Here is a 21,363-nt window from a genome sequence, read left to right on the forward strand (position 1 = left end):
CGAAGGTTTACGCTTCGCTATCCGTGAAGGTGGCCGTACAGTTGGTGCTGGTGTTGTTGCAACTATCGTTGAGTAATATCAACAGATAGAGCTTCACAGCTTATAAAAAGGTCGCCCAGGCGGCCTTTTTTAATACTTGTAGAAAAGCTATCAGCTGTCAGCTTTCAGACGTCAGATTAGATTGGTGGGGTTGGTTTGTGTGGTATCTCACTCAGCATTCGTCCTGTTCATTCTTCGGGTAGGTTGGTTTGAGCGCAGCGAAACCCAACACAACCATGTAAACCTTTTCTTTTATGACCCCCATTACCATAAACCATGCCTCCTAATGGCTTTACCTAGACCCTTTGAACTTTACCCTCGTTAACCACTGTATAAAAATCACCATTACGCTATTGTTTTATCGTTTTATTCATTAATAACGTCATTTTAATGTGAATATTTCACTAAATTTTTATTGTTAATATAGTTTCTGTATTGGGGATGTTAGATTCTTTATGTGAAATTAGCTTAAATTGCTCAAGTATCAGTTAGATGTCAGTTAAATATTATAAGAGTTGGGTAAATCTCGCTTAATGTATTGTTCCTAAACAGGAAATCGAAAATCAATCTTATAGTAGTATTTTGTTAATGGATTTTGTTAGAATCACTGCCGTCATGTAAATGGAATGGTTTTATCAGGGATGGCTAATGACTAGCTTAAGTGCTACTTGTCAAAAAATAGCTTTGCTATTTGCAGTATATTTTTAATTCCCCTTTAGATGCTCAGTATCTTTATAGCTTGTACTTTGATGGTTTGATCTAAATTGCTCATAAGTAGCAGTAGGTTTTCTCTTTCTATCTTCAAAAGCTCTGAAATACTGAAGACATACATAAAATTCACACCTCGGTGGGGATTGTTGTGTTAATTATTTGCCAACAATCGGTATGAATAACTATGTATATATCAATCTAATTAATGTTAATTCCTTTCCTGTAACAGGCACTTCCTTCTGTAGTGGTCGAAAACTTTTAAAATATAGACCACATTTAAGTAAGGAGTTATCGCCCAATATTTTTAGTTATTAAATCGAATAGTAGCTTTAAAACAGTAGGTGAAATTTAAGTTGTTAATATAAAAAGGAATTATTAGTGTATAAAAATAAACTTACGCAAACTGCTTTATGCGTTGCCGCTGCACTTGCCTCAACATCAACAATTGCTGCCAATAGTTGGTTATCTAGAGTCAGTACCGTCGATCAGCATCAGCAAAAGAAAGTATTTGCAGCTAACAGTATGCAAAGCCTTTCAGCTGTCAGTACTGATTCGTCAACTGCAATTTTTGATATAACAGTGTCGTTATACAATAATCCAGAAGGTGCAGAGCAGAATGCCTATGAAGAAATTTTTAAAAATTTCGCAGATGCTATTTGTGAGCAAACAAATGGTGAGCATAAGCTTGGCACAGTGAGTGTATTTAGAGAAAATAAACATCGCTCTAAATCAGATATTATTTGGGGGTCAAGAGAATGGCCTAGAGCTAATGCGTCAGGTTTTGGTGCGAATGGCATGCATATTTGGTTTGGTGATGTTTTCCCGAACGGTGCAGGTGCTGGCAAAGACCATGATATGCTTCAAGATCCTAAAGGTGCTGGTTATACACTTGCCCATGAATGGGGGCACTATGCTTATGGCCTTTTTGACGAGTATCAAGGCGTAGCTGAAAGCGCAGATGCAAATAGCCCTATAAAAACTGATTTAGCTACTAACTCTATTATGAGTAATCAGTGGAAAGCTCTACAAGGTGATATGCTTTGGCTTAATCACTCTACTGCAACAAATATTGGTAATGTTGATAGAACAGCTCAAGGTCGAGTATACGGAAAAAGTGCATGGGAAGTGCTATTACAAGATGCCAAAGATGATCCTAAGTTAGGAAGAAAAACGGCTCAACCAGAGCGTACTCGCTTTCTTACTCTGGCTAACAATGCTCCAGATGATGTAACACCAGTAAAGATTGAACTACCTTCAGCTCAAGCATCATGCCGAGATCAGCTTGATGTAGTTTGGGTTGAAGGTGATATTGATATGCAAGTGGTTATTGACCGTTCAGGTAGTATGGGCGGTGCGGCAATCAATAATGCCAAACAAGCAGCTAAAATTCTTGTTGATGCTACAGCAGAAGGCACTACATCAATGGGGTTAGTTAGCTTCTCTAGCTACTATAATGTGATACAAGATTTTCCTGTAACTAAAATTGAAAGCCCAGATGTTTCAGTAAAAACTGAACTAAAAGCAGCAATTGATTCAATCAGAGCTGGAGGGTCAACAGCCCTTTACGATGGTTCACAATTAGCGCTTGATAACTTAGAACAATATCAACAAACTCAAGCAAGCGGTGCTCCAGGTGTTGTTTTTGTCCTAGCCGACGGTGATGACAATGATTCTCGCTTGTCACAGGCGTCGGTTATCAGTAATTATCAACAAGCCAATATGCCAATTTTCAGTTTTGGCTATGGTAGTGCATCACCAACTGGCCCACTTCTCACTTTAGCTAATGCTACTGGTGGTAAGTACTTTTCTTCACCAACATCATTGGCTGAAATTGTTGATGCTTTCTTGCAAGCTAATGCGATTGCGACAGATAATCAGAACCTTGCATCTACAACATACTCAATTGATAGTACTCAAAGCGCCAGTCAGCCAATTTATGTTGATTCTGGACTAGATAACATAAATGTTTTTGTAAATCACAATGCAGATCTTGCAGATCTTGAGTTAGCGCTATTTGATGGTGCTGGTACACTCGTTACCGATATAGATTTCAACTGTATAGATACTGCTAGCACTCAATCATGTAGTGCTAATATTTCTAACCAGAAACTATCTGCACATGGTGCAGGGCAGTGGCAGTTACAATTAACGAATCTAAATCAAAGTACTAGCCTTACTGCTGCGGTAAATGTGAGTGCTGAACCAAGCTTATCAGGTACATACTCTGTCAACGTTGAAGGAGTTGATGGGAACGCAGTTACTTATCCAGCCCCTATGATCCTGACTACGGCAATCACCAAAGATAAACTAATTACAGGCGCTAATGTTAAGGCAACTATTACAGATCCAAACCAAGTTAAAAGCGAACTTGAAATGTTTGATAATGGCATTGGTGGAGATGCTGTTTCAGGGGACGGAATTTACTCAGTAATTGCACCTTATAATCAAAATGGTATTTATCAAGTTGAAGTGCATGTAGACAATAATGACAGCAATGCAGTGTACACCACAACAGGGTTATTAACGCCAACTATTGATGGCTCAGTACCAGAAACTGAGACGTTGCCAAGTATCGATGAGAATTTTGTTCGTATAGCTAAAACTTCACTAGTAGTCAGTGATGTCCCATACAGTGATAGTAATGACAGTTATTATCTGAGTGATGATCTTACTCCAAGTAATGCTGGAATCGAGGGGATGGTTGACTCTCAGGGAGACCTAGACTTTTATCAAATCGAAAACATTGATACCACAAGTGAGTTTGTTGTTCGTGTATCTGACTTAAGCTTGGGGATGAAACCTAGCCTTACATTATATAAGTCAGATGGCATAACTGTAATTGATCAAGATATTACGTTAGATACAAACCCTTCTAAAACAGGCTATGTGTTCTATAAAGTTGCTACTACGGACTTAGAGTCAACTCTCTACGCCGTAGTGCAGCATGAAGATACGACCGCAACTACTGGTGGATACCAAATTAGTGCGGGTGCTCCACTAAATACTGATACGCCTCCAAATAACGCACCTGTAGCAGCTGAAGATGTTGCATCAATTTGGTCAGGTCAAACAACAGTTATCAATGTTTTAGAAAATGATACAGATTTAGATGGTGATACTCTATCAATTGATAGTGTACAAAATAATGGAACCTTGGGTGTTGTAAGTTTAGTTGATGGTCAGATTACATACGATGCATCAACCGCGTTTGATGATGAAGTTCCTGGAACAGTTATTTCCGATTCCTTTAAGTATATTGTGACTGATAATAATGGTGCATTTGTTGAGGGGCAGGTAACCATATCTGTATCTATCAACACGCCTCCAACAGCTGAAGCCGATATTGTTTATGTTGACGAAAATGGAACTGTAAATATTTCACCATTACAAAATGATAGTGATGCTGATGGTCATTCAATAACATTAATTGATTACTTGGATACTCTAACAGGTGAATTAACAGATAATAATGATGGTACTTGGACATATTCTACAAATGGTCAATTTGATTCATTGACAAAAGGTGAACAAGTAACAGATGCATTGACTTATACGATAGCTGATGAAGTGGGTTCAGAGTCTATGGCTCAGGTTTCTGTGATTATTACGGGTATCAATACTATACCTTCAGCTGAAGCTGACGAGGTTTCAACATCTAAATCATCAACAGTACTCATAGATGCTTTAGGGAATGATAGTGATGAAGATGGCGATGCTCTATCTGTGGTCTCGTTAGATGTGGAAGGTATTAAAGGAACTGTTACTGATAATGGGGATGGTACATTCACATATGACCCAGCTGGGAAGTTTGCTGATTTATATGCTGGCAGCTCAGCGACAGAAACATTTAGCTATGCTGTATCTGATGGCTCAGAACAAGTTTCAACAACCGTTACTGTGACTGTAAACGGTGAAGGTAGCAAACCTGAAGTTGAAAAATCATCTTCAAGCAGCGGTGGTAGTTTATTTTGGCTAACTTTACTTCTAGCGCCATTTAGCTTGCTAAGACGTCGCAAAAAGTAAGTAAATTAAATAACAATGCAACTATAAGCCTTTGAGTAATATGCTCAAGGGCTTTTTATTCATGTTGATTACATTGAAGTTATTTAAAAGGAAGCTTGAATTACTCTTAAACCACTAACCCTATTATTTCCTCTAAAACTAATTACTTACCTTCTTGAGCTACTTTTTTGGGTTTCATCATTTCGTCATGAAAACTCACTTTTTTAGTAACAATGCCTTCTTAGTATGGCTGCGCTAATTATCCAAGTGCAGTTTAGTTAGCACTCAAATTCTTAAAATAACGTACTAACGGAACGTAACGATGAAAATTAATAAAATTGCTACTGCAATTGGTTTAACGCTGGCGTTGTCAGCGACGGCCAATGCAGGTGTGTTACCAGACAGTCAAAAACAAAATGATTGGTATAGTGCCGCTGAAACAAAATTAACAGAAAAAGAGGCGGCGGCTCAGGCTGAGCAAACGTTTAAAGCTAAAAATGTCATTTTATTTGTTGGCGATGGTATGGGTATCTCAACGCTGACTGCATCTCGTATCATGGCGGGACAAATGGACGGCAAGTCAGGCGAAGAAGGCTTACTAAGCTTTGAAGAATTCCCTTACTCTGCGCAAATCAAAACCTACAACGTTGATGCGCAAACACCTGACTCTGCAGGCACAATGACAGCAATTATTTCAGGCGTTAAAACCGATGTAGGTGTTATTGGTGTTAACGAAAACATCGAGCGTGGCAAGTGTGCAACCGTTGCCGGTAATGAGTTAATTACCGCTACAGAACTAGCAGAAATCAAAGGCCTAGCAACAGGTATTATCTCAACAGCGCGTATTACTCACGCAACGCCAGCTGCGACCTATGCAAAATCAGCTGACCGTAACTGGGAAGACGTATCAGATATGCCAGCTGATGCTGTGGAAGCCGGTTGTGAAGATATTGCCTCACAACTTGTTAATTTTGAGAAGAACCTAGAAGCACGCTTCGTAGGCACTGACGTAGATGGTCTTGAAGTTGTGATGGGCGGTGGACGTCGTCACTTCTTACCGAAAGATGCAACGTTCAATTCAGCTGATGCAGTTAGTGAAGTTGAAGGCGACCGTACTGATGAGCGTGACCTAACTGCTGAATGGCAAGAAATGTACCCTGATGGCAAGTATGTCATGGACCAAGCTGGCTTTGATACGCTAAATGCTGACAGCAAACGTGTATTTGCACTGTTTAATGAATCACACATGCAATACGAAGCAGATCGCGCTAACGATGTAGCGGGTGAGCCATCATTATCTGAAATGACAGGTAAAGCAATTGATATCTTAAAGAGCAATGAAAAAGGTTTTTTCTTAACCGTTGAGTCTGGTCGTATCGACCATGGCCACCATGCGGGCAATGCTTATAACGCGTTAAACGATACCGTTGAATTTGCCAAAGCAGTGCAAACAGCAGTTGAGAACACCAACCCAGAAGAAACACTTATTCTTGTTACTGCCGACCACAGCCACGTATTTACTATCGCGGGTTATCCAAAGCGCGGTAATCCAATCTTAGGTCAAGTGGTTGCCATTGGTAGCGAAGAGCCAAGCCTTGCGGCAGATGGTATGCCGTACACCACAGTTGGTTATGCAAATGGTTTAGGTTTTCGCGATTTAGGTGATGAAACTGATGCAGATGCATCATATAGCGAAGCGGCATTTGCAGGTCGTGTTGATTTAACGGGTGTTGATACGACGATGCCTGGTTATCACCAAGAAGCTACCGTGCCATTAGGTTCTGAGACTCATGCGGGTGAAGATATTTCACTTCATGCAAAAGGTCCAGGTGCGCAACTAGCACAAGGCGTTGTGGAGCAAAACGTAATTTTCCACATCATTAACCAAGCTCTAGAACTAATCGAAGAATAATGGCGACGACGATGAAAAAACTAAATTTAATTTCTCTTGCTGTAGTAGTGGCATTAGCGGGTTGTTCTGATGACGATGACAACTCACCAAAAACATTAACCGTTGAAAATACATTAGCTGTTGGTTCTGAGCAGTGTGTAAACGGTGGTACAGAAACCCTAACAGGTGAAGATAGTAACGATAACGGTGAGCTAGACTCAGCAGAAGTAACGGATACAAGCGTTGCATGTAATGCACCAGCAACGTCGTTAACGGCATCGCAATTAGCGCCGTTAACTGATAATGAATGGTTCAAGTCAGCACAAGTTAAAGTCGCTACTAGCGAAGAAAACATTGCTGCCGCTGTAAAAGAGTCAGGTAAAGCGAAAAACGTGATCCTATTCGTGGGTGACGGCATGGGTATTTCAACCGTGACGGCAGCACGTATCATGGCCGGTCAGCTTGAAGGTAAGTTGGGTGAAGAACATCAACTTAGCTTTGAAACACTACCTTTCTCAGGGTTTGCTAAAACCTATAACGTTGATGCGCAAACACCTGATTCTGCGGGTACGATGACAGCAATGGCATCGGGCGTAAAAACGGATGCTGGCGTTATCGGTGTTGATGAAGACATTGAGCGTGGTAACTGTGCAACGGTTGCAGGTAATGAGCTAGTGACAGCCACTGAGCTTGCTGAGATTGCCGGTAAATCGACTGGTATTGTTTCGACAGCGCGTATCACTCACGCAACGCCTGCAGCAACGTATGCAAAATCGGCTGACCGTAACTGGGAAGACGTATCAGATATGCCAGAAGCGGCAGTAACCGCTGGCTGTGAAGATATTGCATCGCAGTTAGTTAACTTTGAAGCAAACCTAGAAGCACGCTACGAAGGCCTCGATGTTGATGGTTTAGAAGTTGTCATGGGCGGTGGTCGTCGTCATTTCTTACCGAAAGACGCTGCTTTTAATTCTGCTGATGCTGTGAGTTCAGTAGAAGGTGACCGTACAGATGGTCGCGACCTAACAGCTGAATGGAAAGCTAAATACCCAGCAGGTCAATATGTGATGGACCAAGCTGGTTTTGATGCAATCGATGCAGAGTCAACAGAGCGCGTATTTGGTTTATTTAATGAATCACATATGCAATACGAAGCAGATCGCGCAAATGATGTAGCTGGCGAGCCTTCACTTGCTGAAATGACAGCAAAAGCAATTGATGTGTTAGATAACAACGCCAATGGTTTCATGCTAACAGTTGAAGCTGGCCGTATTGACCACGGTCACCACGCTGGTAATGCTTACAATGCACTAAGCGATACAGTTGAGCTTTCAAAAGCAGTCCAAGTTGCTCTTGATAAAACCAGCATCGAAGACACGTTAATCATAGTAACAGCTGACCACAGCCACGTATTTACCATTGCAGGCTACCCAAAACGCGGTAACCCAATCTTAGGTAAAGTGGTACCTGTGGGTAGTGATGAACCATCACTTGCAGCAGATAACATGCCATACACAACGGTTGGTTATACCAATGGTGGCGGTTTCCGCGACTTAGGTGATGAGACTGATGCTGATGCAGGTTATAACTTTGCGCCGGTAACGGGTCGTGTTGATTTAACTGATGTTGACACAACAACACCTGGTTTCCACCAAGAGGCTGTCGTACCACTAGGCTCTGAAACACACGCAGCAGAAGATGTGGGTGTGTATGCAGTAGGCCCAGGTGCACATTTAGTAACAGGCACTAATGAGCAAAGCCTTATTTTCCATGTTATGGATTATGCAGCTGACCTTGTTAAACAAGCCGATGATAAATTAGCACAATAATGAGTGTTTGGGAGGCTCTAAGCCTCCCTTACTCAATTAGTTATAAAGTAAACCAGACAAAAGAGAATCCCGTGAAAGCAGCCATCTTACTTGCCTCATTACTTAGCCCTCTTGCTGTTGCAGGGCAATGCGATATGAACACCGGTTTTACGCAAGCAGACTATACGGTCACCACAGATATAGTTGCTAATAAGCAGCATACTGAAAACACCTTTACCCTTTGGCGTACGCCTCACCAGGTGGCTAAGCAGAATCCACAGTTTATTGAGTTATGGCAACAGTTGCGCAATCAACAAATTCGCCCAATTCGTTATTTTCAGCATGCCCAGCGTGGTATTGAGTATCAACCATCGGAAGTGCAAGGTGAACAAGATTGGAATAGCAAATATCAGCTAGTAAGCGATAAGTTTTTAGCCTCAATGACGCACCAGAAAAGCACAGGTGAAGGCTGTGAGCTAACAGAGTATTACACACAACAGCAGGGTGAGAGCAAAATAGAGCTAAGCTGGCTTGCCAATCAAAAGTTACTCAAAGCAATTCGTATTTCAACACCAACTTATAGCCGTGAAATTGCTTTAATAGCCAGTCATCACAACCAGCAAAAGATTCAGGCAGAATTTGCGAAATGGGATAACTATCAAACGACCGATTACGCAGATATCGGTGATAATGAAAGCGATCCGTTTTTAGCTAAAATGATCAACTTAGGGTTTGTTGAGCATGGCGCGAGCGGTTTTTATGATGCGCAAGGTAATCAGCTCAAAGGTGAGCATGGGCATCATCACTAATTAGTACCAACCACAAAAAAAGGCACCAAGGTGCCTTTTTTATTGTTTAATTACTTAGCTTAAACCTAAAATGCATAGTTCCAATTTAGGTTTACGGTACGACCGGTGCCCGCAAAATAGCGTGTTGCAGCTGGGCGTGTTTGACCGTAGTAAGTGATGTAATACTTATCTAGCAGGTTATCGATACCTAGGCTAAATGCACCGTACTCAACACTTTGATATTGCACCGATAAGTCAACGGTTGTGTAGCCGTCAAACTCTTCACCAGTATTAAAGTCGCGGTCAAATATTTTGTTAGCTTGTACGCGGCTAGAAAGATTCGCTGGCCACTGTTGCTGCCAGTAAAGGTTTAAACGTGTAGGTGATATATTGCTGCCGCCTAAATCGCTCTCTACTTTATTGTCGCCATCACCATCATATTGACCTTCTGTATCAGCGTAACTTGCACCAAATGTTGTGCTGTTAGTTAGGTAATATTGAGCATTTGCTTCAAAACCTGAGATCTCAGTACGCTCACGTTGCACGCTGTAAATACCATCAGCATCAGCTTGTAAACGTGAACCTAAGTCTGAGTCAGACTCAAAGTAGCTGGCTTTAATATTGAAGCTATCGTTGGCAAATTCAAAACCTAATTCGCGGTTATCAGAAATGACTGGCTCTAGGTTTAAGAAACTCTCAACCGATAAACCTGCTTGATTAATGCCACGCAGCACACGACCAACATCAGCCATGCTAAAGCCTTCACTGTAGCTTGCATATAGACGAAGTTCATCAGTAACTTGATAGACAACACCTAAGTTCTCTAATAATTCATTAAAGCTTGGCTCACCGCCTTCTACAAAGCTGCTGTTGTAAGATGCTAGGGTAGTAAAATCATCCACTTTTAATTTGCCGTACTCGTAACGAACACCGGCATTGAACGTCCAATCCTCTAAGCCGTCATAACGTAGTTGAGCGAATGGCGCGATGTTATTAAACTTGGTTTTTGGCACCCAATGGCGACCTGTTTGCGCAAGCTCTTGGTATGTTTCGTCAGAAAGTAAATCAATACCTGTCGCAATATCAAACTGGCTGTTTAACAGGTTATCTTTATTGTAAGTAACGCGGCTACCAAACTTTTGTGATTTATTTTGAGACTGATCGAAAATAGTCTCACCATAGGCTGGATCTTGGAACGTAGCAAATGTGCCACCACCATACATAGCTGCAAAATCTTGCGTAAATAATTGAATAGCAAGGTTACCGCCAGCCACATTGCTGTGGTTATAATCTAGGGTAAAGGTTGTTACACGGTTACGTGGCGTGTCGCCTTCTACATCGCCTTTTTCAGCAGAGGTTGCAAGGCCTGTTGCTGGATCGCCATTTACAGCTACAAAGTCACCATTACCTTCAATTTTGTAGTGATTCAGCATTGCTTGAATGCTTTGCTCGTTATCAAGCTGATATTTCACTTTAAAAAATAAGTCTAGACTGGTTGAATCTTGCGTGTCACCTTGTGTGCCATCTAAACCAACAAAGTCACCGTTACCATCGCGATACATACCTGTACTACGAGCCGATACACCACCAATAAAGCTGATATCATCTAGTTGTTGGCTGAATAAGTAGCTGGCTTTATAGCTTTGGCTGTCGCTGCCACCGTCTGTTGGAGTGCTAAACCCCGCACTCATTTGGTGATTAAAATCGCCAGCTGATTTTGTGATGATATTAATAATACCGCCACTTGCGCCCATACCTTGAATTGCATTTGCGCCACTGATCACTTCGATGCGTTCGATCATTGCAGGGTCAATCGTATTCCCATCACGAGAACCGTTACGAAGCGGGTTTGACTGAGGAACACCATCAATCATGTATAGCGGCTCACGGCCACGGAGTGTTTCACCTGCACTGGTCATTTTTTGACGACTAGGTGAAAAGCTCGGTAATAAATTACCTAAAATTTGCGATAGATCTTGAGTGTGAGCAAGTTGCTCAGCAATGTCTTCACTAGTAATAACACTGATAGTTGCAGGTACAGTACTAACAGGTGCCGTACTACGAGTTGTAGAAACGGTAATACGTTCAATATCTTGGGCCTGATTTGCAAACGCAGCGATAGGAGTAAGTAAAAAAGGAAGCGCAAATTTCATTGTCATAGTTAAATCGCTATACAATTGTTATTAAAAATTGTTCGCATTTATACATGCGTTTGTTGTGACAATCAATATAGTGCCATAACTGCAATTCTCTGTTTTAGCAGGGTTTAAACCTAAGTTATTGATTATGATTATTTAATTTTTCTAAACGTGAATTAAATAAATTTTAAAAATAATTGGCAAAAAAGCAGCTTGTTGATTACCGTTAATGAAGGAGGAACAGCCATGACAAAAATAAATACAAAACACCCAGCAGGTACTTTCTGCTGGGCCGAGTTATGCGCTAAAGACTGGCAAGCTGCGAAGCAATTTTATACGCAACTTTTTGACTGGGGTTTTGACGACCAGCCAATAGGCGAAGATATGTATTACACCATGCTGCAAAAGCAAGGTGATGATATTGCCGCTATGTATCAACTGCCAGAAAGTATGAGCGAGATGCCAACCCATTGGTTATTGTACATTGCTGTTGATAATGTTGACCAAAGTACTGAGCTGGCAAAATCATTAGGTGCAACTGTATTGGCAGGGCCACATGATGTTATGACGGCGGGTCGCATGGTGATGCTGCAAGAACCAGGCGGTGCAACATTTGCCTTATGGCAAGCCGGTGAGCATATCGGGGCAAAACGAGTACAAGAGCTTAACCTGCCTTACTGGTTTGAGCTTGTGTCGAAAGACATGCAAAAAAGTCGCGACTTTTATTGTCAGTTATTCGGATGGCAGTTTGAGGTGAAACCAATGGAGGGCATGGATTACACCTTATTTACCATTGATGAGCAACCGATTGCAGGCATGCTTGAAATGACCAATGAATGGCCAGATGATATTCCACCCCATTGGATGCCTTATTTTGCGGTAGCAGATTGCGATCAGGCAGTCGCTAAAGCAACGCAGCTTAATGGCGCTATTTGTGTGCCAGCAACAGACATTCCAGATGTTGGGCGCTTTAGTGTGATTACCGATCCACAAGGGGCCGTATTTTCTATACTTAAATCAACCATTGATGAATTAACTTAAGCCCTTGGTTTTTGCCAATCTGTCCCAAGGTATATATATCTAAGCCTCCTCAAAATGCACAAACTCGCACCTTGAGGTGGTTTGGGTATAGAAAAGCCTACTAAGGAGCAGATTGATGACTAAGCATGTGGTGGTTACGGGGGCCAATAAAGGTATTGGTCTTAATTTTTGTAAACAGTATTCAGCCCAAGGTTACCGTGTTACCGCAGTGGTTCGCACGCCAAGTGAGGAGCTTCAAGCACTCGATGTGAAAATTATTAGCGATATTGATGTATCTAACGCCGATGATGTTGCAACACTTGCCAATTACTTACACGGCGACAAAATTGATATTTTAGTTAACAACGCCGGTATTTTTCATAACGAAACATTAGCTGACATGGACTTTGCAGCCATCGAAAAGCAAATTAGCGTGAACAGTATTGCACCTATTCGTATTACTCATGCATTACAGCAAAGCTTAGGTATTGATGCCAAAGTGGCGATGATCACATCGCGTATGGGCTCAATTGCTGATAATGGCTCGGGTGGTTACATTGGTTATCGTATGTCAAAAGCGGCGCTTAATGCCGCCAGTGTTAGTTTAGCCCATGAACTAAAAGATAAAAAAATTGCCGTAGGGTTATTTCATCCGGGCTTTGTACAAACGCAAATGGTTAATTTTGCCGGCGATATCAGCCCTGAAACTGCCGCAGAGCGGCTCATCAAGCGGATTGACGAATTAAACCTTAGCAACACAGGTGGGTTTTGGCATTCAAACGGCGAAACGCTACCTTGGTAATGCATTTTTCACTGTTTTTATAATTCGATTAGTTAGCAGCTAAAAAGCTGCTAACGGCTGATAAGTTTCGCTAATTATTGAACTTATAGTTTGCTATACTCGTACAATTAAAAGTCATTTTGATGTAGAGAGCAGCACATGGAATTAGAGCAAAATAGCGATTTAACCCTTCCTCTTTTTTATTTTGATGAGAACCTTCACAGCCGCGATATCGAATCTCCAGATTTACTATTACATGTAACGCTAAGCGAAGAGTTACTCGCGCAGCTTTGCCAAAACCCAGCTGTTGATAGCAGTGTCGCAATTGCCATTAATGAATATCGTCTTGAAGCATTAAATGATGACTATCAAGCATTGATTGATGGTGAGCATGATGCGCAACTGACACTCGTTCGTGGACCTCTATTGAGCGCAATGCTTAGTTGCGACAACGACCAAACCTTTGTGTCGCCGCAAGTCGATATGATGCCAACCTTCGATTTAGGCGATGACGTTGAAGATATCGAGGAGGAAGGATGAGAAAACTCCTCACCACCGTATTTGGTCTTATTTTATTAAGTGGTTGTGCTTATTTAGGTGCCGCTCATTACGATGAACTGTTTGGTGAAGAGCAACCTAGAGAGCGCGTTGTTGCTGCATCAACACTTGAAGGTGCCGAGTTTTTAAGTGATGTAAAGCCGGTACTAGACACTCGTTGTGTGGTTTGCCATGGCTGTTATGACGCACCATGTCAGCTTAAGTTATCTTCTGTGGAAGGTATTGACCGCGGCTTAAGTAAAGAGCGTGTTTATGACGGCACTCGCTTACTAGCCCAAGAGCCAAGCCGTTTATTGTTCGATGCGACAAGTACCGCCCAGTGGCGTGAAAAAGGCTTTACCCCAGTACTTAACGAGCGAGCACAAACCGAAGAAGCGAACCTAGCTGGTAGCGTGCTTTATAATGCCTTAGTACTTAAGCAAAGTAGCCCTCTGCCTAAGCAAGCTATTTTAGGTGATGAGTTTGATTTTTCACTCGACCGTGAGCAAACATGTACCACAATGAATGAGTTTGACTCATTCGCTAAAGATAGCCCGCATAGTGGTATGCCTTATGGTTTGCCGGGGATCTCAAGCGAAGAGTTTCAACACCTTGCTAAATGGCTTAAGAAGGGCGGTTATTTAGCTCATATCGAGCCTCCTGAAAAGGGGGTACTCAAACAAGTCGAACGTTGGGAAGCATTTTTAAATCAAGATGGTTTAAAGCATCAGTTGGCTGCTCGCTATATTTATGAGCACTGGTATTTAGCGCATATTTACTTCCCTGAGCATGGCGATAAACACAGCTACTTTAAGCTGGTTCGCTCTTCAACGCCACCGGGTGAAGAGATCAAACACATTAGCACCCGTCGCCCTTATGAAGACCCTAAGGTTGAGCGTGTTTACTATCGTTTAATGCATGATCGTTCGACTATTTTAGCGAAAACACATTTACCTTTAGCATTAAATGACGAAAAGCTTGCACGCTTACATTCGCAATTTATTGAAGCTGATTATCAAGTAGATAAACTGCCAAGCTATAAGCCAGAAGTGGCATCAAACCCATTTAAGGCCTTTGCGGCAATACCAGTAAACTCACGTTATCAATTTATGCTTGATGAAGCTGAGCTTATTATTATGGGCTTTATTAAAGGGCCTGTTTGTCGAGGTCAAATCGCGTTAAACGTGATTAACGACCAGTTCTGGGTGGGGTTTGCTAAACCTGAAATGGCGGCGACACCTAAAGTCGGTGAAATGTTGTTACAACATGAAGATGCCTTAGCATTACCAGCTGAAGAAGAAAGCAATGCCTTGCCGATTTCTAGTTGGGTGAAGTATTCAAAACGCCAAAACAAATATTTGTCAGCCAAAGTTGCACTGGCTAATAAGATGTTTGAGAACGGTCAGCACCTAACAACCGATTTACTTTGGCAGGGTGATGGCCATAACCAAAATGCAGCACTCACAGTGTTCCGCCACTTTGATAGCGCAACAGTTGTAAAAGGCTGGATAGGCCAGCAACCAAAAACCGCCTGGATACTCGACTACGCACTATTTGAACGTATTCATTACTTGCTGGTGGCGGGGTTTGATGTGTATGGCAACATTGGTCATCAGCTATTAACTCGTTTGTATATGGACTTTTTACGCTTAGAAGGTGAAGCAAACTACCTTGCATTATTACCAGAAGCTAAGCGTAAAGAAATTAAAGCCCAGTGGTATCGTAAATCGCCACCTAGCTTAACGAGCTTCTTTGAAGATGAATTGTCATTTAGCCAACCTACGGGCATTGAATACAAAACAATGGATCCGCAGTCAGAGTTGTTCAATATGCTAAAAGAGAAGCTTAAGCCAATTTTAAGCCCTCGTTACGACTATACGAAAGTGCCTGAGCCACTTGCTAAAATTAACAACCTTCCGGTTAAAGCAGTGAACTTGCTACCGCAAATTTCGTTTGTGTTAGTCAAAGATGGCGATGATAAGCATAAGGCCTATACCCTGATCCATCATAATGCTCATTACAATATTTCGAGCTTATTGAATGAAGAAGGGCAACGAGCTTATGACGAAGATACAGTAACGATTGTGCCTGGGTTCATAGGTGATTACCCAGAAGCCATTTGGTACTTACACAATGACCAGCAAATTGCAGCTTTTGCAGCTGGGCTGGCTAAAGCAACAGATGAAGCAGCTTACAGAGATCTGAAAAGTGAGTTCGCTATTCGCCGAACACATCCACAGTTTTGGCAATACAGCGATATTTTACACCGTGTAGCGAAAGAGTATCGCGGCGTTGAATTTGGGTTATTTGACTATAACCGACTCGAAAATCGATAAATTTCTGTTAACTATCATGTTTAAAGCCCACTTCAAGTGGGCTTTCTTGTATTCTATGAACTACAATTATTTTTAAAAAATAATGAGTAAAACATGTTGCAGCTAGTCACAGATATCCGAAAACGATATCGCTGGGGGTTATTGGCGATTGCCATATTGATCTCTGTATCAGCCATCTTGATACAGAGCCTTTTGTATATCCAAAAGGGTGACGCCAAAGTTATCAACATTGCCGGTAAGCAACGCATGCTGTCACAAAAAATAGCCTTGTACGGCAATGCACTCATTTACCATGAATCCGATCATTTCCAACAGCAACACCGAAGGCTATTGCAACAAGCGGTTGAGCAATTTATTGCAGGGCATCAATTTTTAATTCAGCAAGATGAGCAAGGTCACTATATTCATTTAAATGAGGCGCTTGAGGCCCATTATTTCTCGCCGCCGACCGCGTTAGATGAACATGTAAAGCGCTATGTAAGTAAAGCGCAGCAGCTATTAAACAATACCGATGATTTTGCCTATGTGGACCGCTCAACATTTGTTAGCAATCAGCTTGAAGCACTGCTCACAAAGCTAGACCAAGCGGTTAAGTTACTCGAGCAAAAATCAGTTCAAAAAGTCACATTTTTGGCGGTTCTGGAGTTATTGTTTTGGCTCCTCGCCATGGTGTTATTAGCCATTGAGTTATTTTTCATTTTTAAGCCCATGGAGAAACTGGTCACTAAAAATATTGCTAAGTACAAAGAACAAAAAGAGTTTGCTGAGCGTGTTAATAAAAATAAAGAGCGCTTTATTGCCCGTACCAGTCATGAATTTAGAACACCATTGCAAGGTTTAACCGCATCCATCGAAGCGCTCGATATCAGCGACAGTCAGCAACTGACTAAACAGCAGGCGCTTTATTGCGTTAACAGGCTGGTGGCTATGCTAGACGAATTAATGGACTTACAGCAGCTAACCTCGGGAGAATGGCAGTTAAGTTTTACTAGCAGCAATTTGTTATCAACATTAAAGCAAGCTATCTCACCCTATGAATATGCCTGTAACGATAAAGGTATTACCTTGAGCGTGAACTTAGCTGAGTCACTCAATAAAGAGGTGAGCACTGACCATGCAAGGTTGACGCAAATCATTGCTGAAATCATTAATAATGCCGTTAAATTTACTCCAAGCCAAGGCCGTATTGCCGTAACTGCTGCGTGCCAAGGTGAGCAGCACTTTGTAATGGAAATACAAGATAACGGGAAAGGCTTTGAAAAGCCGCCGACAGATTTACTTAGCTACGAAAATGACTCAGAGCAACATTTTCAAGGCTTAAAAACGGGACTGCTTAGGGTTATGCACATTGTGAAAGCATTAAAAGGAGAAATCCAATTTCTTAATGCTGAGCCACAAGGTGTGAAAGTGTTAATTAATTTAGAACTAGAAAGCACGCCTAAATCAGCAATGCCAGCGCCGCTGCCGAAAGCTTTACATTGTTTAATTGTTGAAGATAACCCGCTAAACGCCACCATTTTAGGGCGCATGGTTAGCCATTTAAATTACAGCTTTGATGTGGCGGAAAATGGTTTAATTGCCACAGATAAAGCCTCAGATAAGCATTACGATTTAATTTTTATGGATTTAAATATGCCAGTTATGGATGGCTTTAAAGCGATTGATATTATTCGTAATGAGCAGGGGCAACAGGTGCCAATTTTGGTGGTGACCGCCAATACATCGAATGAAGATTTGCAACGAGTATATGAGCTTGGAGCAAACTTGCACGTATATAAACCGATCACGCTGGATTCAGTGCAAAAAGCTCTCAGCATTTTATTTGCTGAGAGCTCACAGGGATAATCAAAGCGTTAAATTAGTTCGTTACTTTAATGTCACCAACACCCACTTCGACTTCGATATCGTATTGGCCATTGCCACGATAGCTTGAATGCGAGCTAACCACTTTACGGCTAGTGTTACCGTCATTTTTTAAGCCGCGAATTTTAGTATCGCCCACACCGGTATCAAGCTCGATACGTTTGTAGTCATCAAGCGCGCTATCAATTCTTACCGCGCCCACACCAAGCTCAATCTCAACTGAATTACTTGCGTCGTTAATTTCAATATCGCCAACACCAAGTTCAACATCAATTGCCATCGATTTAGGCATTTTTACATGCCAGTTTTGTTGAATGTCGTCATTATCTAGTTTTAAGCTAAGTGAGCTGGCACTTTGCGAGTGGCTTAATTCAATATCTGATAAATCGACATCAGAGCTGAACCAGCTATTGTCATTTTTTGGTTCAATGCGAACTGTAACGACGACTTCGCTACCGTCATAGCTTTCGACCTCTAAGCTGCCCACCGGAAAATCAATATCAAGCTGGCTTGCGCCACTCACAGCGAAGTTGTGATTTAGTTCACGTGAGTCTTTTGCCATTGCGTATGTTGTTGTTAGTGCTAAGCCTATAGCTGCTACACAAAGTAATTTTTTCATTGTCTGTTTCCTGTTGATGACCTTTTATACCTTAGTCGCAGCTGTGTTCAAAAAAGGTTTAAACGGTTTTTAATTTTTTATCGAATACGGTAACGTCAAGCTAACGGTAACTTAGAATGAGGATTCAAAGTGCAACAAGTGCAGTTGGTTAATGTTAAAGCTAGCCTAAAGGGGCAGGGCAATGACGTTTATTATTTAGATGATCTCAATATCAATGTATCGCCATTGCAGCAATGGGTTTTACTTGGTGCGAATGGGGCGGGTAAATCGGCCGTGGCAGCTGCCATTGCCGGTTTTGCGAAAATAGAAAAAGGCCAGTATGAGAATAGCTTTGAGCGTATAGCATTGGTTTCGCCAGACAGCCAAAAGCAGCTCCTTGCGGCTGAGCTAACTAAAGATCAAGATGATATTATTGATGGTGTTACGCCTTCGAGTACGGTTTATGAGTTAATTATTGCAGGTCGAGACGAGCAACAGCTTGATAGTGATTTGCAACAGCAGTTAATAAGCCTATTTGATTTTAGTGACAAACTTAGCAAGGCATTTCGCGATTTATCGACCGGTGAAACCCGCAAACTGATGCTGATCCAAGCCATAATAGGTCGACCAGATTTACTTGTGCTTGATGAGCCTTTTGATGGCTTAGATGTCATGGCAATGGCTGGGCTTAATCAGCTACTCGCAGAGCTTAGCAAAACAACGACCCTTATTTTTGTGCTCAATCGCTTAACTGAGATCCCTGACTTTGTTGATCATTACGCCTACGTTAAAGAGGGTCATGTCACAGAGCAATTAGCAAAGCCTACAGCCGAGCAGCGCGATGATTTACTCAAGCTATTGCATCTCACGCATACTCAGTTACAAATACCTGAGGCAGATATTGACCATCAAGCACCTCCGCTCACTGATTCTATGCTGGTAAGATTAAACAACGCATCGGTAAGTTATGGCGGCGAGGCTATTTTTGAAAAACTCAACTGGCAAATTAACCAAGGCGAACATTGGCAGTTAACAGGTAAAAATGGCTCAGGTAAAACCTGTTTGCTGAACCTTATCACGGGTGATAACCCGCAGTGTTACAACAACGATATCAAGGTGTTTGGCTACCAACGCGGAAGCGGTGAGAGTATTTGGCAAATTAAACAGCATATTGGTTATATCTCTAACGCGCTTCATATGGATTATCGAGTGAGTATCACCGCACTCAATACGGTTGTTTCGGGCTTTTATGACAGCATTGGTCTTTACCAAAAAGCCACCGATAAGCAACTTGCCATAGCCAAACAATGGTTAGCGTTATTAGGGTTAAGTGACAAACAAAGTAGTTCATTTAGCCAGCTGTCTTTTGGTGATCAGCGTTTATTATTGATTGCTCGGGCTATGGTTAAACACCCTAATTTATTGATCCTTGATGAACCTTGCTTAGGCCTAGATGAAGCGAATAGGCAACGCGTGTTATTACTAATAGAAAAAATCTGTGCTGCAGGCACCAGCACCGTGGTGTATGTTAATCACCACGCGAGTGACAAAATAGCCGGTATCAACAATTATTTAGAGATGGCAGATTTCACAAAAAAAGCGCCATAAGGCGCTTTTTTAATAATTGAAATCATTTAGATACGGGTAATGGTAAAACCTTTATCTGTTAATTGCTTCAATAAACCGTGTTGCTCTGGTAAGTGCAAAGCGCCCACTGCAATGAACAGCTTTTCTTTACCGATGCGAGTCGATAGTTGATTAACCCAATCGTTGTTACGGTCTATCAACATCACTTGCTCGCTTAGTTGACCATACTGAGAGTCATCAAAGCTTTCATTGTAAAACTGCGTAAGTGTTTTCATATCACCCGATTTCCAAGCCTTGATAAGGCCAAAAAAGTAGGTATCTACGTCTGCAAGTTGCTCGAATGTTTCTTCGATCATCTTGTCATTCATAATTGCTAAGTGCTCAAACATTTCCATTTGGCGTTCAAGAGTTTCGAGCTCACCAATAGATATTTTATGTTCTTGAGCGTAAGCAAGTACTTGCTTGTCGATGCCATATTGATCTGAAAAACCAACGTTTTGGAACTCCATTTGCATCATGGTGACCATCACCGCCCATGGTGCTAAATTCTTAAACATTGCAATATCAATTGATTTATCAGCAAAGTACTTTTGCAGTTTTGCATAGTTTTCTGGTGATAATTCTGATTGTAAGGTTTTGCCATTTTTCAGCATCATAAATGGTAATGAGCGACGCTGCATTTCCATTGGTGAAATGGCGCTGATATCCACCTCAACAATGACTTTATCTGAGTTATCGAGTGCTTTTGTTACCTTACTTGGCAAGCCTTTCATGCTGTTGTCACCCACATGCACGGTACCGAATAAATAAGAAGCAACGCCGTTTTTTTCTACTTTCCATAACCCCGGCTCTGCAAGTGCATATTGGCTAAAACCAAGTAGTAGCACCATAAAAAACAGGGCATTTATACGCTGGACGAATTTCATAACTTTCCTTTTCATAACGTGGTTTTTTCAATACTAAACTAATTTTTCTTTGAGGCGTTAAATTAAATCGGCTTTATGCAGAAAAATCACATCTAATTGCTAAAAATTAATCAATCATATAATGGCAAATAACGAGGTATGAAATTTCAATTTTTAATAAATGGTGAAATATAAATCTTTATATGTGAAATTGTTGAATATTTATTTCTTTAATTTTGCTTTTTAGCCTGTTTTTTGAATTGATTTTTATGTTGACTTACAGGCCCCAGCGCGGTACTAATAGAAAAAGACAGCGGGATGGCTAGATTTCCGCTACAAATGAACAGAATTTGGTTACA

Annotated in this window: 13 protein-coding genes and 1 pseudogene; 11 read left to right on the forward strand and 3 right to left on the reverse strand. The window is 41.5% G+C overall.

The annotated features are described in order from the left end of the window. From EXT43_RS00625 to EXT43_RS00645, 5 genes and pseudogenes are all read left to right on the forward strand, one after another. Positions 1–76: pseudogene (locus tag EXT43_RS00625) on the forward strand (elongation factor Tu); the annotation flags it as partial. A gap of 1,052 nt (positions 77–1,128) precedes the next feature. Continuing rightward, positions 1,129–4,773 carry an Ig-like domain-containing protein gene (locus tag EXT43_RS00630; protein ID WP_062566593.1) on the forward strand — a complete coding sequence of 1,215 codons (3,645 nt, stop codon included), beginning with the start codon at positions 1,129–1,131 and terminating at the stop codon, positions 4,771–4,773. A 301-nt stretch (positions 4,774–5,074) separates the two neighbouring features. Then, positions 5,075–6,664: an alkaline phosphatase gene (locus EXT43_RS00635; RefSeq protein ID WP_130166146.1), complete on the forward strand. Its 1,590-nt coding sequence runs from the start codon at positions 5,075–5,077 to the stop codon at positions 6,662–6,664. A gap of 11 nt (positions 6,665–6,675) precedes the next feature. Further along, complete coding sequence (locus EXT43_RS00640; protein WP_130166147.1) at positions 6,676–8,472, forward strand: alkaline phosphatase; 1,797 nt, start codon at positions 6,676–6,678, stop codon at positions 8,470–8,472. 71 nt (positions 8,473–8,543) lie between these two features. Continuing rightward, positions 8,544–9,260, forward strand: a complete 717-nt coding sequence (locus tag EXT43_RS00645) for a hypothetical protein (protein WP_130166148.1) — start codon at positions 8,544–8,546, stop codon at positions 9,258–9,260. A 65-nt stretch (positions 9,261–9,325) separates the two neighbouring features. Here EXT43_RS00645 and EXT43_RS00650 read toward each other — a convergent pair whose 3' ends face one another. Then, a complete protein-coding gene (locus tag EXT43_RS00650) occupies positions 9,326–11,398 on the reverse strand; it encodes a TonB-dependent receptor (protein ID WP_240701456.1) in 2,073 nt (690 codons plus the stop codon). Positions 11,399–11,623: 225 nt separating this feature from the next. Between EXT43_RS00650 and EXT43_RS00655 the strand changes: the two genes are divergently transcribed. The 5 genes from EXT43_RS00655 to EXT43_RS00675 all read left to right on the forward strand — a co-directional run bounded on the left by EXT43_RS00655 (position 11,624) and on the right by EXT43_RS00675 (position 17,896). Continuing rightward, the gene (locus EXT43_RS00655) at positions 11,624–12,418 is read left to right on the forward strand and encodes a VOC family protein (RefSeq protein ID WP_130166149.1); all 795 of its coding nucleotides are present in this window, start codon (positions 11,624–11,626) and stop codon (positions 12,416–12,418) included. Positions 12,419–12,533: 115 nt separating this feature from the next. Then, the gene (locus EXT43_RS00660) at positions 12,534–13,199 is read left to right on the forward strand and encodes an SDR family oxidoreductase (RefSeq protein WP_130166150.1); all 666 of its coding nucleotides are present in this window, start codon (positions 12,534–12,536) and stop codon (positions 13,197–13,199) included. A gap of 138 nt (positions 13,200–13,337) precedes the next feature. Further along, complete coding sequence (locus EXT43_RS00665) at positions 13,338–13,718, forward strand: hypothetical protein (RefSeq protein WP_055198464.1); 381 nt, start codon at positions 13,338–13,340, stop codon at positions 13,716–13,718. Further along, complete coding sequence (locus EXT43_RS00670) at positions 13,715–16,051, forward strand: fatty acid cis/trans isomerase (RefSeq protein ID WP_130166151.1); 2,337 nt, start codon at positions 13,715–13,717, stop codon at positions 16,049–16,051. The genes EXT43_RS00665 and EXT43_RS00670 overlap by 4 nt, the downstream gene beginning before the upstream one ends. 93 nt (positions 16,052–16,144) lie before the next feature. After that, on the forward strand, positions 16,145–17,896 hold the full coding sequence (locus EXT43_RS00675; RefSeq protein ID WP_130166152.1) for a response regulator: 1,752 nt from the start codon (positions 16,145–16,147) through the stop codon (positions 17,894–17,896). Between the two features lie 13 nt (positions 17,897–17,909). Here EXT43_RS00675 and EXT43_RS00680 read toward each other — a convergent pair whose 3' ends face one another. Continuing rightward, positions 17,910–18,533: a hypothetical protein gene (locus tag EXT43_RS00680; RefSeq protein WP_062566584.1), complete on the reverse strand. Its 624-nt coding sequence runs from the start codon at positions 18,531–18,533 to the stop codon at positions 17,910–17,912. Between the two features lie 129 nt (positions 18,534–18,662). Here EXT43_RS00680 and modF point away from each other — a divergent pair, with 129 nt between their 5' ends. Then, positions 18,663–20,120, forward strand: coding sequence for a molybdate ABC transporter ATP-binding protein ModF (gene modF / locus EXT43_RS00685; RefSeq protein WP_130166153.1), 1,458 nt, complete (start codon positions 18,663–18,665; stop codon positions 20,118–20,120). A 26-nt stretch (positions 20,121–20,146) separates the two neighbouring features. Here the strand turns inward: modF and EXT43_RS00690 are convergent, their stop codons facing one another. Further along, on the reverse strand, positions 20,147–21,025 hold the full coding sequence (locus EXT43_RS00690; protein WP_130166154.1) for a TraB/GumN family protein: 879 nt from the start codon (positions 21,023–21,025) through the stop codon (positions 20,147–20,149). Positions 21,026–21,363: the final 338 nt, after the last annotated feature.

This window comes from Pseudoalteromonas sp. CO109Y (genome assembly GCF_004208935.1).
Lineage (GTDB): Bacteria > Pseudomonadota > Gammaproteobacteria > Enterobacterales > Alteromonadaceae > Pseudoalteromonas > Pseudoalteromonas shioyasakiensis.

Coding starts and splice junctions, on each gene's coding strand:
- EXT43_RS00635 (WP_130166146.1), top strand. CDS start 5,075: ATGAAAATTAATAAAATTGCTACTGCAATTGGTTTAACGCTGGCGTTG.
- EXT43_RS00640 (WP_130166147.1), top strand. CDS start 6,676: ATGAAAAAACTAAATTTAATTTCTCTTGCTGTAGTAGTGGCATTAGCG.
- EXT43_RS00650 (WP_240701456.1), bottom strand. CDS start 11,398: ATGACAATGAAATTTGCGCTTCCTTTTTTACTTACTCCTATCGCTGCG.
- EXT43_RS00655 (WP_130166149.1), top strand. CDS start 11,624: ATGACAAAAATAAATACAAAACACCCAGCAGGTACTTTCTGCTGGGCC.
- EXT43_RS00660 (WP_130166150.1), top strand. CDS start 12,534: ATGACTAAGCATGTGGTGGTTACGGGGGCCAATAAAGGTATTGGTCTT.
- EXT43_RS00665 (WP_055198464.1), top strand. CDS start 13,338: ATGGAATTAGAGCAAAATAGCGATTTAACCCTTCCTCTTTTTTATTTT.
- EXT43_RS00670 (WP_130166151.1), top strand. CDS start 13,715: ATGAGAAAACTCCTCACCACCGTATTTGGTCTTATTTTATTAAGTGGT.
- EXT43_RS00675 (WP_130166152.1), top strand. CDS start 16,145: ATGTTGCAGCTAGTCACAGATATCCGAAAACGATATCGCTGGGGGTTA.
- EXT43_RS00680 (WP_062566584.1), bottom strand. CDS start 18,533: ATGAAAAAATTACTTTGTGTAGCAGCTATAGGCTTAGCACTAACAACA.
- EXT43_RS00690 (WP_130166154.1), bottom strand. CDS start 21,025: ATGAAATTCGTCCAGCGTATAAATGCCCTGTTTTTTATGGTGCTACTA.